Annotated in this window: 11 protein-coding genes; 7 read left to right on the forward strand and 4 right to left on the reverse strand. The window is 68.6% G+C overall.

The features are described 5' to 3' along the window. Positions 1–8: 8 nt before the first annotated feature. The 3 genes from IF29_RS0112525 to IF29_RS0112535 all read right to left on the reverse strand — a co-directional run bounded on the left by IF29_RS0112525 (position 9) and on the right by IF29_RS0112535 (position 2724). Entirely contained in the window at positions 9–1202 is a 1194-nt protein-coding gene (locus IF29_RS0112525; protein ID WP_030253432.1) for an NAD(P)/FAD-dependent oxidoreductase, read from the reverse strand. Beyond that, positions 1199–1405, reverse strand: a complete 207-nt coding sequence (locus tag IF29_RS0112530) for a ferredoxin (protein WP_030253434.1) — start codon at positions 1403–1405, stop codon at positions 1199–1201. The genes IF29_RS0112525 and IF29_RS0112530 overlap by 4 nt, the downstream gene beginning before the upstream one ends. A gap of 77 nt (positions 1406–1482) precedes the next feature. Continuing rightward, the gene (locus IF29_RS0112535; RefSeq protein ID WP_030253436.1) at positions 1483–2724 is read right to left on the reverse strand and encodes a cytochrome P450; all 1242 of its coding nucleotides are present in this window, start codon (positions 2722–2724) and stop codon (positions 1483–1485) included. A gap of 219 nt (positions 2725–2943) precedes the next feature. On the opposite strand from IF29_RS0112535, the gene IF29_RS0112540 reads away from it, so the two are divergent. Together IF29_RS0112540 and IF29_RS0112545 are read left to right on the forward strand one after the other, a co-directional pair. Continuing rightward, positions 2944–4113, forward strand: a complete 1170-nt coding sequence (locus tag IF29_RS0112540; RefSeq protein WP_030253438.1) for an acyl-CoA dehydrogenase family protein — start codon at positions 2944–2946, stop codon at positions 4111–4113. After that, on the forward strand, positions 4113–4883 hold the full coding sequence (locus IF29_RS0112545; RefSeq protein ID WP_030253440.1) for an SDR family NAD(P)-dependent oxidoreductase: 771 nt from the start codon (positions 4113–4115) through the stop codon (positions 4881–4883). The genes IF29_RS0112540 and IF29_RS0112545 overlap by 1 nt, the downstream gene beginning before the upstream one ends. A 758-nt stretch (positions 4884–5641) precedes the next feature. Here the strand turns inward: IF29_RS0112545 and IF29_RS48490 are convergent. Next, positions 5642–11743: an RHS repeat-associated core domain-containing protein gene (locus tag IF29_RS48490; protein ID WP_051725212.1), complete on the reverse strand. Its 6102-nt coding sequence runs from the start codon at positions 11741–11743 to the stop codon at positions 5642–5644. Positions 11744–12186: 443 nt separating this feature from the next. On the opposite strand from IF29_RS48490, the gene IF29_RS0112560 reads away from it, so the two are divergent. The 5 genes from IF29_RS0112560 (at position 12187) to IF29_RS0112580 (ending at position 17057) form a co-directional block, all read left to right on the forward strand. Next, positions 12187–12936, forward strand: coding sequence for a FadR/GntR family transcriptional regulator (locus tag IF29_RS0112560; RefSeq protein ID WP_051725213.1), 750 nt, complete (start codon positions 12187–12189; stop codon positions 12934–12936). 46 nt (positions 12937–12982) lie between these two features. After that, on the forward strand, positions 12983–13540 hold the full coding sequence (locus IF29_RS0112565; protein ID WP_030253443.1) for a TetR/AcrR family transcriptional regulator: 558 nt from the start codon (positions 12983–12985) through the stop codon (positions 13538–13540). Between the two features lie 69 nt (positions 13541–13609). Continuing rightward, entirely contained in the window at positions 13610–15298 is a 1689-nt protein-coding gene (locus tag IF29_RS0112570; RefSeq protein WP_030253449.1) for an alpha/beta fold hydrolase, read from the forward strand. Positions 15299–15456: 158 nt separating this feature from the next. Continuing rightward, on the forward strand, positions 15457–16212 hold the full coding sequence (locus IF29_RS0112575; protein ID WP_030253451.1) for a DUF6879 family protein: 756 nt from the start codon (positions 15457–15459) through the stop codon (positions 16210–16212). Next, entirely contained in the window at positions 16209–17057 is an 849-nt protein-coding gene (locus IF29_RS0112580) for a helix-turn-helix domain-containing protein (RefSeq protein WP_084713989.1), read from the forward strand. Before IF29_RS0112575 ends, IF29_RS0112580 begins: the two co-directional genes overlap by 4 nt. Positions 17058–17072 lie beyond the last annotated feature (15 nt).

The raw sequence follows: 17072 nt of genomic DNA on the forward strand, positions 1-17072 counted from the left end.
TGTGCCGGCTACCCCACCACGGACGCCGTGCTCGGCACCGCCTCGCTCCAGGCCGCCCGGGACGCGACCGCGCGCCGCCAGGACAGCAGCGCCTTCGGCGGCATGCCGACCGCCAGCGCCCCGGCCAGATGGTCGCCGGTGCGGTAGGCGGCCACGAACCGACGCCCACTCAGATCCCCGTCCACGACCGCGATCTCGTCATGGCCGCGCAGGTAGCCGTAGGCCTGGATCTTCATGTCGTACTGGTCGGACCAGAAGTACGGCACCGGGGCGAACGGTCTGCGTGCCTCCGCCTCCGCATCCGGACGCAGCAGGTTGCGGGCGGCGGCCATGCCCATCTCGGCGGCGTTGGTGCGGTGCTCGATCCGCATCGGCACGTCGAACAGCGGATTGTGCCAGCGCGCGACGTCCCCCGCCCCGTACACCCCCGGCGCCGCGGCGCAGTACTCGTCGCAGACCAGGCCGTCGGCCAGGGTCAGACCGCTGCCCGCCAGCCACTCGGTGTTGGGCACCGAGCCGACCGCGACCAGGACCTCGTCGGCGTCGATCAGTTCACCGTCGGCGAGGCGGACACCCCCGCCGCCCGCCTCGACGACGGCGACCCCGGTGCGCAGGTCGACCCCGTGGTCCAGGTGGGCCTGCGTCAGCACCCGACCGACCTCGGTCCCGACAGCGTGCGCCAGCGGCACCGGCGCCGGTTCCACCAGGACGACCTCGGCCCCCAGCCCCCGGGCGACCGCGGCCGCCTCCGATCCGAGGAACCCGGCGCCGACCACGGCCAGCCGTCTCCCCCGCCCCAACCGGTCCCGCAGCACCAGGGCGTCGCCGAGGGTCCGCAGCGCATGGGCGCCCTCGCCCGGCAGCCGGCGCGGACGCACGCCGGTGGCCACGATCAGCCCGTCGTAGCGCAGTTCGCTGCCGTCGGCCAGCCGCACCGTACGTCCGGCCGGGTCGAGACCGGCGGCCGCGACGCCCAGGCGCAGGTCCAGGCCCAGCGCCTCCAGGTCGGCCGGCGGACGCAGGGCCAGCTTGCCCGGCTCCCACTGCGAGGCCAGGATCTGCTTGGACAGCGGCGGGCGATCGTAGAAGGCGTGCGGCTCGTCACCAACCAGCGTCAGCTCTCCGTCGAAGCCCTCCCGGCGCAGGGTCTCGGCGGCCGCGAGCCCGGCGGCCGAGGCGCCGACGACCAGGATCCGGCTCACCCTTCGACCAGTTCGGCCAGTCGGATCGCCGCGGCCGGGCACAGGCCGGCCGCCTCGCGCACCACCTCGTGCAGCTCGGCGCCGGGCCGCTGCTCCAACAGCACCACGATGCCGTCCTCATCCCGCTGGTCGAACACCTCGGGGGCGCTGAGCACGCACTGGCCCGCCGCGATGCACTTCGACTCGTCCACTTCCACCTGCATGGTCATGCCTGTTCCGTTCGTCCGTGGCTCGGGTGCTCGGTGCTCAGGTGCTCGGGTGCTGGGGCGCTCGGGGTCTGCTACCAGGTGACCGGGAGTTCGTAGACCCCGTAGGCCAGCCGGTCGTCCTTGAACTCGATCTGCTCCAGCTCCGTGGCCAGCCGCAGGGTGGGGATGCGCCGGTAGAGGGTGCCGTAGACGATCTGCAGCTCCACCCGGGCCAGCAGCTGGCCCACGCACTGGTGGATGCCGAAGCCGAAGGCGTGGTGGTGGCGGGCGGACCGGGTGAGGTCGAGCCGCTGGGGCTCGGGGAAGGCCTCCGGATCCCGATTGGCGGACGGCAGGTCCAGGATGATGCCCTCCCCCGCCCGGATCGTCTCGCCGCCGACCTCGATGTCCTCCAACGCGATCCGGCGCTGGCCGGTGTGAGCGATCGTCAGGTAACGCAGCAGTTCCTCCACCGCGGCCGCGACCACCTTCGGGTCCTCGGTGTCGCGCAGCAGGGCCAGCTGCTCGGGCTGCTGCAGCAGCGCCAGCGTGCCCAGGGCGATCATGTTGGCGCTGGTCTCGTGGCCCGCGATCAGCAGCACCACCGCCATCAGCGCGGCGTCGGGCACTGTGACCTCGCCCGCCTTGACCCGGGCCGCCAGGTCGGACAGCACGTCCTCGGCGGGGTCGGCCATCTTGGCCACGATCGCCTCGGCCAGGTAAGTGACCAGCGCGGTGCTGGACTCCCGGCTCTGCTCGGGCGTCGCGTCACGGTCGACCGCGGTGACGCCGTGGCGCTGGAAGAACTCATGGTCCTTGTAGGGCACGCCCAGCAGCTCGGTGATCATCACCGTCGGCACCGGCAGCGCCAGCGCGGTGACCAGGTCGACCGGCTTGGGACCGGCCAGCATCGCGTCGATCCGGTCGTCCGTGATCTTCTGGATGGCCGGCCGCAGCGCCTCCACCCGCTTGAGCGTGAACGGCCCGGTGAGCATCCGGCGGAACCTGGTGTGCTCGGGGGCGTCCGCGTTGAAGATGGTCAGCGGCCGGTGGTCCAGGGTCTCCGCCATGGCGTGGCTCTGGTGCGGGAATCCGGGCTGGTGCTCGTCGACGCTGACCCGGGGGTCGGCGAAGAGAGTCCGCTGCTCGGCGTGGCCGGTGATCAGCCACGGCGTGCTGCCGTCCCAGATCCGGGCCCTGCTGATCGGACGCTCGGCGGGAAGCGCCCGCATCGCCGCGGGCGGGTCGAACGGGCAGCGGCCCTCCCTGGCCATCGGGTACTCGGGAAGGGACGCAGCGGCTTCGTTCGCGGTGTCGGCCAGTGTGTCGGCCATCTCTCTCCTCATTGACGGGGGAGCAGTTCCTGGGCAGGGCAGGGCAGTTGAAGCCTCGACAGACTCTTGGCCGGTCGGCCCGGCAGGGCCGTCCGAACCTTCCGGAGGCATGCGGTCCACGCTACGGCCAGCGGTTGCCCGGCTCAAGCAATCCGGCCCCTTTTTTGGTCTGACCTTTGATATGTTTCGCCAAAACGAGCCCTTGGGGGTGTCCGTACGGTGGACTTCGAGCTGACTGATGATCAAAAAGCGATCCAGGAGGGCATAGCCGGACTGCTGCACCGGTTCGACGACCGCTACTGGATGACCCGGGACCGCGACCACGAGTTCCCCACCGAGTTCTACGAGGCCGTCGCCGGCGGCGGCTGGCTGGGCATCACCGTCCCCGAGGAGTACGGCGGCCACGGCCTCGGCATCACCGAGGCCTCACTGCTGCTGGAGGCGGTCGCGCGGTCCGGCGGCGGCATGAACGCGGCCAGCTCGATCCACATGTCCATCTTCGGTATGCACCCGGTCGCGGTGCACGGCTCCGAGGAGCTCAAACGCCGCACCCTGCCCCGGATCGCCACCGGCGACCTGCATGTCTGCTTCGGCGTCACCGAGCCGGGCGCCGGCCTGGACACCACCAGCATCACCACCTTCGCCGAACGGGACGGCGACGACGGGTACGTGGTCAACGGCCGAAAAGTGTGGATCTCCAAGGCGTTGGAGTCCGAGAAGATCCTGCTGCTGACCCGGACCGCCAAGATCGACCAAGTCGCCCGGAAGACCGACGGCATGACCCTCTTCCTCACCGACCTGGACCGCAAACGGATCGACATCCGGCCCATCCCCAAGATGGGCCGCAACGCCGTCAGCTCCAACGAGCTGTTCATCGACGACCTCCGGATCCCGGTCGAGGACCGGGTCGGTGAGGAGGGCGAGGGCTTCCGCTACCTGCTCGACGGCCTCAACCCGGAACGGATGCTGATCGCCGCCGAGGCGCTGGGCATCGGCCGGGTGGCACTCGACCGGGCCGTGGAGTACGCCAAGGAACGGGTCGTCTTCGACCGGCCGATCGGCATGAACCAGGGCGTGCAGTTCCCGCTCGCGGACTCACTGGCCCGGCTGGACGCGGCCGAGCTGATGCTGCGCAAGGCGACCTGGCTCTACGACCACGGCAGACCGTGCGGCCGCGAGGCCAACACCGCCAAGTACCTGTGCGCGGACGCCGGTTTCACCGCCGCCGACCGGGCGCTGCAGACCCACGGCGGCATGGGCTACTCCGAGGAGTACCCCGTGGCCCGCTACTTCCGCGAGGCCCGACTGATGAAGATCGCCCCGATCAGCCAGGAAATGATCCTGAACTACCTGGGATCGCACACACTGGGAATGCCGAGGAGCTACTGATGGTCGCCGACACCACCGCACTGTTCGATCTCACCGGCCGCTCCGCGCTGGTCACCGGAGCCGCCGGCGGCATCGGCTCCGCCGTCGCCGAAGCGCTGGCCGCAGCCGGAGCGACGGTACTCGTCACGGACGTGGACGGACCGGCCGCCGCGGCCGTCGCCGAGAAGCTCACCGCCGCGGGGCTGAAGGCGGACAGCTACGCCCTGGACGTCACCGACCGCGTCGGCGCCGACGCCGCCGTGGCCCTGGCCGCGTCCCGCACCGGCGGCAAGCTGCACATCCTGGTCAACAACGCCGGGGTCACCGCACCGGCCATGTTCGAGAACCTCCAGGAGGACTCCTTCCGTCGCATCATGGACATCCACCTGATGGGCGCCTTCCACTGCGCCCAGGCCGCCCTCCCCTTCCTCCCCGACGACGGCACCGGCCGCATCATCAACGTCACCTCCTCGGCCGGCATCACCGGCACCCTGGGCCAGGTCAACTACTCCGCCGGCAAGGCTGCCATCATCGGCCTGACCAAGTCGCTGGCCCGGGAGTTGGCCCGCCGTCAGATCACCGTCAACGCCCTGGCCCCACTGGCGGCCACCCCGATGACCGCCACCATCCGCACCGACGAGAAGTTCGCCGCCGCCATGCTCGCCCGCATCCCCCTCCGCCGCTGGGCCGCCCCCGAGGAGGTCGCCGGCGCCTTCGTCTTCCTCGCCTCCAACGCCGCCTCCTTCATCACCGGCCAGGTCCTACCGGTCGACGGAGGCATGGTGATGTGACGCCTCCCCCGCCCCGACAGCGGGGATTCCCGGGCCCGGGCCCAACCGGACCACGCTGGCTTCCGTACCGGGAATTGCCGGCTCAACCGGGCCAGGATTCCTTCCATGGCGCGACCGCCTCCACAGACCGGCGCGGACCCGACTGTGAATCCGGGCCCGCACCGCAAGTATGACTAGACCACCCCAGACCTATTAACTGCGGTTCGCATGGATCGGGATTCAGCAACTACCCGCGTCCTCGATCTGTCCAGCAGTCATCGTACCTCGTTCGGTCCAATATCGACTGCCAGTTGATCCAGCGGTCAAGGCTGCCCCCAGATCGATAACGGCACCTGAACCCCCGGCTCCTTCGGAATATCCAATATATAGATACCGGAATTCTCGAATACTGGGGATCGATCCCTTTGTGACTCCGGGGCCGGAGCTTGCCCCGAGAATGATCGCGCCGCTTTCGCTTGAAATTCCGCTGCGCATCCAGTTCGGGTTCTCCGGCTGATTATCGATGCGATCATAAAACGTCGCATCGACCTCACTGATCGGAGTTCTGTGGCATACGGGAATTTTCACCTCCAGGCTTCCGCTAGAGAGGACTCTAATCCCCAAGACCGGAGGCTCCGGGTCGCTAGGGAGCAGTCCCCCAGCCAAGGAACCTCGAAGCACTGTGACGATCATCAGAATTGCCACGAGAGCAGCGAGCAAGGAGAGAGTCAGTATCAACGCACCGCGCTGCATAGCCCCGATGGATTTTACGTCCCTCTTTAGCACTGCGAGTATCCTCCATTCCTCCAGCCGGCCTGCCTTTCCCATCGATTGGTGCAAGGATTGCTACCGGCCAAACCGTAGAGGATGGGGAATATGGGTCCGTACGTCCGCCACTGCCGAACGTGAACCATCTCGTGCCGAATGCGAGCCGGTGTCACGTACCGCCTAGAACCTGTGAAGTACGTATTTCCGAGGGTAGTACCTCCGCGCGCATTGAGAAAGCTCCCACCAACGCATGTACGCATTCCGTATGAGTGTCCACATTTATAGCCGAAGAGGGGCGCAATTCTGCGTAGGCCGAATCCCAACCCGGATGCGAAGGATCGATTAGCTGATCCGCCGCTACGGCCGATCAACTCCAGGGCATACCGCCCGAGAACCGTGTAGTTCCAGTGAATTCGCCAGGACTGCCCGTCGAGGTCAAAGTGAGTGATTGGGTCGCCACCACCGTACTCGTAGGCGTTGCTACTGCCGCCGGGGACGGGGTCGATCTGGAGGAAGCGTCCGGTGGTGGGGTTGTAGAGGCGGACGCCCATGAGGGTGAGGCCGCTGGGGGTGTTGCTGGATTTCTGTTTGGCGCCGAGCCAGCCGTAGGTGGTGGCGGTGGTGCCGTTGATGGGGTTGCCGAATTCGTCGTAGGCCTGGACGACGGGGCTCTTGGTGGTGTCCAGGGGGTACTGGACGGTGGCGTCGCCGTGGATGTTGGTGAGTTGGAGGACGGTGTTGCCGGTCGCGTCGGTGGTGGCGGCCAGGTCGCCGTCGATGCCCTGGACATTGCGGCTGATGGTGCCGGCGGTGTTGTCGACGGTCCAGTCGGGGCTGTCGCCGTCGGATCCGTAGTGGTTGGTGTGGGATCCGGACTGGGTCCAGGTACCGGTGCTGTTGGACTCGGTGCTCCAGGATGCCTGGCGGCCGGCGGCGTCCAGGGTCCAGGTCTGGCGGGTGGTGCCGGAGGTTTCGCGTTGGGCGAGGTCGTTGGTGTAGTAGGCCAGGGTGGTGCCGTCGGCCTGGGTGGTGGTGCGGCCGAAGGCGTCGTAGACGACACCGGTTCCGGCCACTGTTTGCAGGCGGTCGCCGCTGTCGTAGGTGTAGGCGGTGGTAGCCGGAGTGCCGGCCGATCCGTCGGCGTTGTCGACGGTGGTGGTCAACCCGGTGCGGTTGGTGTTGTTGTCGAAGGTGTAGGCACGGTGGGTGGTGGTGCTGCCCTCGGTGTCGTCGGCCTGGGTCAACCGTCCTGCGGCATCGTAGGTGTAGGCCTGCTCCGCCCCGATGCCCGGGGCGGTGGAGCTGTGGGTGGCCTCCTGGCCCGCGATGGTGAAGGTGGCGGTGTCGCTGGTGATCACGGTGCCGTCGCTGCGGGTGTAGGTGCGTGCGGTGACGGCGCCGGTCTGGTCGCGGCTGACCTGCAGGGTGACGGAGCCGGGTAGTTGTTCGGCGTACAGGTTGCCGTCGGAGTCGTACTGGGCGCTGATGGTGCCGGCGACCGGGTCGGTCATCGAGGTCATCAGCCCGGCTGCGTTCTTGCTGGTGTCGTAGGTGTTGGTGGTGGTGCCGGTGTTGTTGGTGACGGTGACGGGGCGGTCCAGGGCGTCGTAGCTGGTGCTGGTGGTGGCGCCGTTGCCGTCGGCGTACTGGGTCTGACGGCCCAGAGCGTCATAGGTGTAGGTGATGGTCTGGCCGTTGGCGGTCACCGAGGCCTTGTTGCCGGTGGCCGGGTCGTAGGCGGTGGTGGTGTCCGCGACCGCGGTGCCGCTCCCGCCGGTGACGGCGGTCTTGGTCAGGCGTCCGGCCGCGTCGTAGGTGTTGGTGGTGGTGCGGGTAACCCCGTTGGCGGTGTCGGTGACCGTGGCGGTGTTGCCCCACTGGTCATAGGTGGTGGTCGTGGTCTTCAGGCCGGTGGGATTGGTCCCACCGCCGGTGATCGCCCCAGCGGGTGCTGTCGAGCAGACCAGGTCGGCCCACTCGGGGCGACCCTGGCAGGTGCCGGTCCCGGTCGCGGACCAGTACGTGGTGATCGTCGTGCCAGCGTCCGAGCCGGTGGACTTGGGCAAGCTGGTGGAGATGACCCGGCCCTGGCTGTCGTAACCGGTGGTGGTGGTCAGTGCCAGGCCGTTGGGGTCGGTGGTGGTCGCGGTGGCCAGGCCCTTGACCCAGTCGTAGGTGGTTTTGGTCGTGGTGGTGTCGCCGTCGGCCGCGCCGTCGACGACCGCGCCGACCTGTGCGGTGGTGATCTGGTTGCTGGTGGTGGCGGTGCCGTCGGTGGGACGGCCCTGGTCGAAGGTGTTCAGGGTGTGCTGACGCGAGGGCACCTGGGTGCCCGCAGCGATGGTGCCGCCCGCAGTGGTGGTGTTGTGCGCGAGGGTGACCAGGTGGATCGGCCCGTACTCCTCGATGTTGCGCTGGCCGATGACGGATGGGTCGGTGTTCTTGTCGGTGCCGGTGTCGGCGACCACGCTGGTGGTGTTGTAGAGCGAGGTGGTGGACAGCAGTTGGGCCCGCTGGACGGTGGTGTCCTTTTCGATGTCCAGCGACTGCCGTTGGGCGACCTGCCAGGCGGCGGTGCCCAGGGCCAGTTCGCGGTTGGCCGCGGTCAGTTGGAACACGGTGTTGCCGTACCGGTCGTACTGGGTGGTGGTGATGTGTCCGACCGGGGTGGCGGTGTTGACCTGGCGCCCCGAGGCGTCCAGGTAGGTCAGGGTTGCCCGGCCGTAGTCTCCGCTGCCTAGGGTGGATCCGTCGTTGGAGGCGGGGACCTGGTCGGCTGGGAACACCGCGGTGGCATCCGTGGGTGCGTCGGTCTGGGCCCAGGTGGCGGTGTCGGTGGTGCTCATGGCGTTGGGTGCGCTGCTGCCGGACAGGGGCACGTTGTAGACCACGGTGGTGGTCGCGGTGCCGTTGGTGGTGGTGTTGCTGCCCGGGGTCAGGGTGGGACGGGAGGCGGACAGCAGCATGCCGTCGCCGGAGGTGGAGTTGGTGCCGACCTTGCCGTAGGCGAACGTCCACGGCAGCTGGCCCGGGTCGGTCTGCGTGGTGACCCGACCCGCACTGTCATAGCTGTAGCTGGTCTTCAACGCGGGGCTGACCCGCGGGTCCCACTGGTCCAACAACTGGCCGGCGGTGTCGTAGTCGTACTGGCCGATCACGGTCGCGGTCGCGCTGGTCGCGCCGGGAGCGGTGGCCCACAGTTTGATCTGCTTGACCTGGCCGGTGAAGTCCCCCGGCGTGGATGTGGTGGCAGTGGTGGCGGTGGCGTAGACGTACTCCAGCATCCGGCAGCCGGCCGTGGACGGCGTGGTCTGGCACGTCGCCGCCGCAACCGCGCTGGTGGGCGCGATCACGTAGTGCGGCTCGACCAGCGTGGTCCCATTCACGGTCACGGTCTGCGGGACCACGGTGGTGGTGGAGTTGGCGGTGGCCAGGTACGTACTGGTCACCTGCCAGGTGCTCGCCCCGGACGGCTTGGTGAACACCGTCGTGGTGCTGTCGGTGTCCTTCAGGGTGAACGACCCGGTCAGCGACCCGGTCAGGGTCAGATCCTCCGAGCCCGGCTCGGGCTTCCAGGCACCCGAACTGGTGGCGGTGAACCCGGTCGGGTCACCGTCCACGTCCACCAGCGAGACCGCCATGGTCGAGGTCTGCGTGATGTAGGACCAGTCCGAGTCGGTAGTCTCGGCGGTGGTGCCGGCGGTCCACTGCGGGCCGAAGATCGCGGCCTGCCCGGCCTGGGCGGCGCCGTTGCCCGGACGCCGCGAGGACGAAGAACGGGTCACCGTCATCCCGAACGCCGAGGCGTCGGTCGCCGACAGGCTCGCGTCTCCGGTCAGCGAGTTCACCGACGCAGGCCCGGCACTGACGCTGGGCGCGGTACCGGCGTTGCGGTCCACCGTGACCGTGTTGGCCGGCGAGGCACCGGTGGTGGTGCCGTCGGTGAACAGCGCGCGCACGTCCACCGGACCGTCCACGGCGAACGTGTCGGTGATGTTCCACGTCAGCGCCGCCGGCAGGCCGTTGGTGACTGCTACCGGCCAGGACGACAGGGTCGAACCGTCGGAGTTCTGGGTGACGTTGGCCACCGGCACACTGTGCCAGGTGTCGGTGTCCCCGATCCGGTACTGGTAGGTGACCCCGGTGTAGGAGGTCAGCCCCAGGGCCATCAATCCGACCCGGCGCGCCGGGCGTTCACCCGCACCCGGGGCGGTCAATGCGGCTCCGGAGCCGGCGTAGAAGACGTAGGAGGTGCCGCCGGCCCAGTTCCCGGCCGTGTCGTAGGTCTTGGCCACCACGGTGTGCTTGCCCGCCGCGAACGTGAACGACTGGGAGACGGCCGTCCCGGTCGTGGCCACCTTGGTCCAGGCGCCGCCGTCCAGTTGCAGGCCGATCCCGGCCACCTCGCTGGACGGCGGGGTGGCGGTGAAGCTGCCGGTGAAGTTGCCACTCGCATCGGGCGTACCCGACCAGGTGTTCGCCGGGAAATCCGTGGAGGCGACACTGGAGTCGCTCGGAGCCCAGCTGTCCACGGTCAACGGCTGAGCCGCGGACCAGGCGGAGTACTGGCTGCCGTCGAAACTGCGGACCTTCCAGGTGTAGGCCCCCTGCGCCAGCGTGGTGGTGTCCGCCCACGGTGCGGAGGTGCCCGAGCTGACGAACGCGCTGGACCCCGAGGCCGCAACGGTGCTGCCGGACAGGATCTGGTAGTCCAACCGCACCGTGCTGCTGTCCGCATCCGTAGCCGTCCCCGACAGGGTCGGGGTGACGCTGGAGGTGTAACCCGCCGTCGCGGTCGGCGCCGCCGCCAGCGCGGTCGGGGTGGTTGGGGGGCTGTTGTAGGCGAACCAGCCCTGCAGGTCCACCACCAGCTGGATCGATCCTGAGCTGGCGTTGTACACGCTGATGCTGCCGGTGGCGTTCGGGGCCACCACCGCCATCGACGAGGTCACGCCGTTGGCCTGGTAGCTGTCCACCGACGTGGTGGGCATGGTGCTCCCGGTGGCCCAGGCGTGCAGGTAGCCGGTGTTGGCCCCGCTGATCGCCACCAGGTCAACCGCCGCCGCACCGAACCGCGCCGGGACGCCGTTGCTGCCGCCGATCTGCAGGTTCACCGTCCCGTAGGCCGCCAACGCAGTGGTGGTACGGGTATCCAGCAGCCGCGCCGACGTCGCGGTGAACCCGCCCCCGGTGGACGAGGCAGTGGAGAAGAACCCGGGCACATCCACGACCACGTCGATCGCCGCAGTCGTCGAACTGTTCCGCAGCGTGATCTTCCCGTTGGAACCCACCGCTATGATCGCCCCGGCACTGCGGGTAGTGGTGGAGAACGTCAGGATCGGCTGCCCGCCACTGGACGCCCCACTGGCATACCCGTACAGGCTCCCGCCCGCGGTCGCGGCGGGCACGGTCAGGTTCGCGAAGACCGAGGACTCGCCGGTGATCCCGGCCACCCCGTCGACCTGCACATCGATGCTGCCGCCGGCCGGGATCTGCGCCAGCGCAGCACCAGTGCCCACCCGGGTGTCCACCAGCCGCGTCGGAGTGATCGGCACATAGCCGCCGGGCGCGGCGGTCCCGGTCGCGGTGGTGTAGTAGCCGTTGACCACCACCCGCAGATTCACCGTACCGGCCAGGTTGTACACATCGACCTTGCCGTCCGAACCCACCGCCAGGATCGCGGCGTTGTCTGAGGTCAGACCCGTGGTCAGGTTCATCGTGGTCGTGGACGGCTTGGTGGTGCCGTCCGCCCACAGCGTCAGATACCCGCCCGCACTGGACCCGGTCGCCTCCAGGTCCACCGAGACCGCACCCACACCACTGGACGGAACACCGCCCTGTCCCAGCACCTGGAACGCCGTCGTCGAAGCCGCGCCCAACGTCGCACTGATGCCGACCCCGGTGGAGGTGTCCACGATCTTCTGCGTCGGTGCGACCGCAACGAAGTCACCCCCCGAGGACGCCGTCGCCGCCACCGCCGGGGCCACCACGGGCACGACCGCCGGCGCCACCACTGAAAGCACCGACACCGCCAGCGCCCCCGACACCACCACCGACACCCAACGCCGCAGCGCCGGGCGTATCAGCCCGCCCGCGAACCCGCTCGAGAACACGAACGCCCCCGCCTTTCACCGACACCACAAAGTCAGCACACCGACTGCGCCGAGAAACGGCGTGATCCTGTCAGGCATCAGCCCGAACGGCACTCGGCAACAACACAGCCAACTCCCAGCGGATACACGGGACTGCGGGCATCCAATCTGACGATCACCACGCGTGACGGAAGCGTGAAGGATTCGCCCAAAATTAGGTGCACCCGATAGGTAAGTCTTGACGATGAGTCAGGTAAGGCGCACTTGCTGCGTTATAAAACTGCAATGGGTGGAGCCCACTTCCAGCAGCGCGCTAACTCACGGTTGCCTACTGCGGCAGAACTTGAGGTCAGCCTGATCCTGTCTGTGGATGGAAGCATGGTGACCTGACGACTGGCCCGGATACGGTGTCCAATGGTTCGACCAAACCGAACCGTCCGACCAGTAACGAGAGGTCCGAACCCATGCAGAGCGCAGAGCCGTTGCCGCGCTTCGGCGCTCTCACCGTCCCCAAGGCGTCGGACGTGCTGGCCGCCGAGGTGCGTGAGCGGATCCTCAGCGGCGAACTCGCCGAGGGGACGGCGCTGCCGCCGGAACGTCAACTGGTTGAGCAGACCGGCCTGAGTCGGGCCACGGTGCGGGAGGCCCTGCGCATCCTGGAGGTCGAGAAGCTGCTGCGGATCAGGCCGGGCCGGGGCGGTGGCGCCTTCGTGCACCGGCCCGGCCGCGAATCGCTGGCGAACACCGTGCAACTGGTCATCCGGGGACAGCAGATCCGCTTGGAGGCCCTGCACGAGACCCGCGAGGCGATCGAGCCGACCTGCGCCGCCCTGGCCGCCAAGCGCCGCACCGACGCCGACCTCGCCGACCTGGACGCCGCCCACGCGGACCTGGTGGACGCCGGCCCCGACCTCCCCAGGTTCCTCCGCGCCAACATCCGCTGGCACAACGCCGTGGCCAAGGCCGGCGACAACGAGCTCCTGATCGGCTTCATGAGCGCCCTCTCGCAGGCGATCTACTCCGCCACCGACCTGGAGCAGTTCCTGGACGCGGACATCCGCGGCGTCACTGCCCGGGCCCACGCCAAGGTCACCGAGGCGATCCGCAAGCAGGACGGCTCGGCCGCGATGCGCCGGATGACCCGTCACGTCTGCGGCTTCGCCACCGTGGCCGCCACCCTCGACCAGCGCGACCGCATCGACCTCTCCGGCTGAGGGCCGGTGGTTGCAGGAATATGTAGATCGGTCTAGTTTTGGCGCCATGGGACAGAAGGGCACCGAAACGCGCGACCGACTGCTGGACGCAACGCAGGAGTCGGTCGAGGCCAGAGGTTACTTCGGCACTGGACTCAACCAGGTGATCGCTGCCGGCGGTGCGCCCCGCGGTTCGCTCTACTTCCACTTCCCCGGCGGCAAGGACCAGTTGGTCGCCGAGTCGATCCGGCGGGCAGGGCAGACGATCGGCGACGCGATGGGCGGGCTGGCCGATTCCACCTCCTCGGCGGCGGAGTTCGTCGACGCGGTCCTGCGACAGTTGGGCGACCGGCTGGAGGGCTCGGACTGGCACCAGGGATGCCCCGTCGCCACCGTCGCGCTGGAGACGGCCGCCGGCAACGACCTGCTGCAGGAGGCGTGCGCGGAGGTCTACTCCTCGTGGGAGACGGCCCTGCGGGCACAACTGGCGAGCCGTCAGGATGCCGACGACCTCGCCGTGACGATCCTGGCGATGATCGAGGGCGCACTTCTGCTGGCCCGGGCGCATCGCAGCAGAAGGCCTCTGGACAGCGTCACCCGTCAGATTCGCGTCTTGCTGAGCTGACCTGGCCCGCCGCATCGGCGGGCCCTTCCATGGCTCAAAAATATGTAGACCGATCTATTAAGGAGTCTCATGGATCCGCTGGACGCAATCGTCTTCGGCGCGACCGGCTTCATCGGCCGCTCCCTCGTCGCTGAACTGCTCACCCAGGGGCAGCGGGTAGCCGCCACCGTGCGCAAGGACACCCTCACCCCCTGGTTGATCTCCCAGGGCATCGAAACCGGCAACCTGGAACTCGTCACCGCCGACATCACCCGACCACTCTCGGGGCTCCCAGAAGTGCGCGACGTCTACAACACCGCCGGGCGCTACGCCTTCGGCCTCGGAGTGGAAGAGGCACGGGCGACCAACGTCACTGGGGCACTCCACGTGCTCGAATGGGCGGCCGCGCGGCCCTCACTGCGGCGGCTGGTGCACATCAGCGGGTACCGGGTGAGCGCGGTCGACGGCAGCCCCGACTACGCAGGCCTCGGTGCGTACGAGGCCTCGAAGATCGAGGGCGATCAGGCTCTGCGTGCCCGGGCCCGCGAGTTGAACGTCCCGCTGAACATCGTCAATCCCGGTGTCGTGATCGGGCCGGGCCAGTACATCGGCCTGGCCACCCTCGTCGAGGACCTGTGGAACGGCCGACTGCCCGCAGTACCGGGCAGCGCCGACACCTTCGTGCCGATCACCGTGCTCGACCACCTGGCTCGGTTCATGGCTCGACTCCCCACGTCGCCTGCGGGCGTGCACCACTGGGTACTGGACGACACCACCCCACGCCTACCCGAACTGATCGGCACGATCGCCGGCCACACCGGCACGCGGGCGCCCCGACGGACCGTTCCCGTCGGCCTGGTACGTCGCCTGCCCCGCAAGCTGACCGGCGCCGATCCCGAGACACTGTCATTCCTGTCCACCGACCGCTATCCCACAGCCGGGGCCGATGCCTTCGCCACCGACGCCGGCCTGCGGACACCTGCGGCCACCGACGCCCTGCACACCTGGGCCGACGACCTGGTGGCCGCCCGCTTCGGTGCCACCTCACCCTGGCTGCGCCCGTACGGCTTCCACCCCGTTGCCGGCAGCCGTACCTGGTTGACCGGGGACCGGCACCGCCCCGACCACGTCCTGCTGCACGGTGCGCCGATGAACGCCGACCTCTGGGCACCGCTCGCCTCCCTGCTCACCGGCCCGGTACTGGCCCCCGACCTGCCGGGCCTGGGCCGCTCGTCCGCCACGGCCCAGCCGATGGACTCCTGGTTGGCCGAGTTGCTGGACCCGGTGCAGACCCGCCCACTTCTCGTCGCACACTCCCTCGCCTGCGCCCCCGCGCTGCGCTTCGCCATCGACCATCCGACCCGCATCAGCGGGCTCGTCCTGGTCTCCCCGTCATTCCTCCAGGCGCCGGCCTCCCCACTCGCCCGCTCACCCCTCGCCGCCCCGCTGATGCGCCGCATGTCCCCCGCTCGACTGGCCCACACCCTGGGCGTCCCCAACGGAGTAGAGGTGAAGAGCGCCGCAGCAGACCTGCACCGTCCCGGAGTCGCGCGCCGGGTCGCCGCAGCGCTGCGCGCCGACATCACGCGACGCAGCAAGTCGCGAGCACTGCTCGACCAAGTGAGTGTCCCGGTCCAGATCATCGTGGGCTCGACCGACCCGCTGGTCACGCCCGTCGCCCACCCAGTCACCGAGGTCGCCGGGGCCGGCCACTACCTCCAACTGACCCATCCGGCTCAGGTTGCCCACCACCCCGGCGCTGTCGCCGCACGGACATAGGGCTCACGGCCGGTGCATGATTCGATCTCAGTAGCAGTCCTGGGCCTGATCGTCCATCAGACCGCAGCGCATTGCGAGAATAATCGAGAATCATCACTGACAGCTGGGAAGGCATGGCCCATCGTGAAGTCGTTCTGTCCGGTGAGAAGGGAGCGAACGTGGCACGACGACTGAGGGTGCTTGGCAGCACGTCAGCGGTGGGCGACTGCCCGACGCTGTACGAAGACCTGGACACCGGAGAGGTCGTGGTCCAGGGCGACGCCGTGACCGACCCGGACGACGTGGCGCAGCTCAAGTACGTGAAGGACGGGGAAGGCTTCGTCATCGTCCCCCGCTCGCTGCTGGTCGACTTCGCACCGAAGGAAGCGGCGGACCACGTGCCCGAGTTCGTCCCTCAGCAGAAGATCAGCGAGTTCATCAACGACGGCTTCGAGCACACCGCCTGGCGTCTGGAGACCAGGACCGGCTATCTCTCCGACCAGCAGATGCCGTCGTACCAGGAGTTCCTACGGACGGGTGACACCGCTGGAGAGGTCGGCCACCCATGGTTCGACGGCGTCCGACGCATGGTGGGCAGCGGCAAGCGCTTCGAACGTGTGCGACTCGTGGACTCCCCTCCGACCGTCGGCCAGCGGTACCTCCTGGCGTGTGCTCGGACCAATGTCGCAGCGGGTGAGGACATTCGGTACCTGTGGCGTGCCGACGCCGAGCGTCACGGGGTGAACCTGTCGGACTTCTGGCTGTTCGACTCACGCACGGTTGCACGCTTCCACTTCGAAGGGGAACGGACCGTCGGCATGGAGCTGGTCACGGACCCTGCGGAGGTTCTGCGAGCCTGCCAGGTACGGGACGCCGCCTGGCACCATGCGACGCCTTACACAGCATTCAAGGCTCAGGTACCGTCCGCTGGGTGAGCACCGACTACCAGCAAGCCCGGTTGTCCCTCGGCGTGCGGCTTCGAGAGTTGCGTGTCGAGGGCGGTCTCACCGGCCGACAACTTGCCGACCGATTGGGCTGGACACAGTCCAAGGTCAGCAAGTTGGAGAATGGCAAGCAGACGCCGCTCCTCGCTGATCTCGCTGCGTGGGCGGAGGGTACCGGGCATCCCGAAACGGCAGCGGAGCTGGCCGGCCGACTGCGCGGGCTCGAGACGCAGTACCGGTCATGGCGTCGGCAACTCGCAGGTGGGTACCGCGCCGTCCAGGAGGCGCACCAGGCACAGGCCCGCAGGACCCAGACACGCAAGAGCTTCGATCCGGCGTTGATCCCCGGCCTCCTGCAGACCGCTGACTACGCCCGTGACGTCCTGACGAGGTACGCAGCGATCCACACTGCCCCGCGCGACATCGAAGCCGCCGTGCAGGCGCGACTGGGCCGTCAGGAGATCCTCGGCGACCAGACACGGAGCTTTCGCTTCCTCCTCTGGGAAGGCGCGCTTCGTGCTCGCCCCTGCTCCGCCGCCGTCCTGTCGGCGCAACTCGATCGTGTCGCCGCGCGACTCGGCTCGGGGCATGTGCGTGTCGGTATCGTCCCCTTCGAGGCGGACATGAACGTGCCTGCCGGCGTCGGCTTCTCCGTCCATGACGATGAACTGGTGATCACGGAGGCATGGCACGCCGAGATGTGGCTCGACGACCCGGAGGACGTGGCACTCCACCTGCGAGCGTGGGAAGCGCGGTTGCGTCCTGGGGAGTGGTGTACGGGTTTCCACCTGATCCGGGGGTTTGTCACCGGATCGGTTGGGAGCGCGCATAGTTGAACGGCCATCGGCTGA

The organism is Streptacidiphilus jeojiense, from assembly GCF_000719095.1.
GTDB lineage: Bacteria > Actinomycetota > Actinomycetes > Streptomycetales > Streptomycetaceae > Streptacidiphilus > Streptacidiphilus jeojiensis.

What these genes read in the sequence shown, in the direction of transcription:
- IF29_RS0112545 (WP_030253440.1), top strand. Translation starts at nt 4,113, where the DNA reads ATGGTCGCCGACACCACCGCACTGTTCGATCTCACCGGCCGCTCCGCG.
- IF29_RS0112535 (WP_030253436.1), bottom strand. Translation starts at nt 2,724, where the DNA reads ATGGCCGACACACTGGCCGACACCGCGAACGAAGCCGCTGCGTCCCTT.
- IF29_RS0112560 (WP_051725213.1), top strand. Translation starts at nt 12,187, where the DNA reads ATGCAGAGCGCAGAGCCGTTGCCGCGCTTCGGCGCTCTCACCGTCCCC.
- IF29_RS0112530 (WP_030253434.1), bottom strand. Translation starts at nt 1,405, where the DNA reads ATGCAGGTGGAAGTGGACGAGTCGAAGTGCATCGCGGCGGGCCAGTGC.
- IF29_RS0112570 (WP_030253449.1), top strand. Translation starts at nt 13,610, where the DNA reads ATGGATCCGCTGGACGCAATCGTCTTCGGCGCGACCGGCTTCATCGGC.
- IF29_RS0112565 (WP_030253443.1), top strand. Translation starts at nt 12,983, where the DNA reads ATGGGACAGAAGGGCACCGAAACGCGCGACCGACTGCTGGACGCAACG.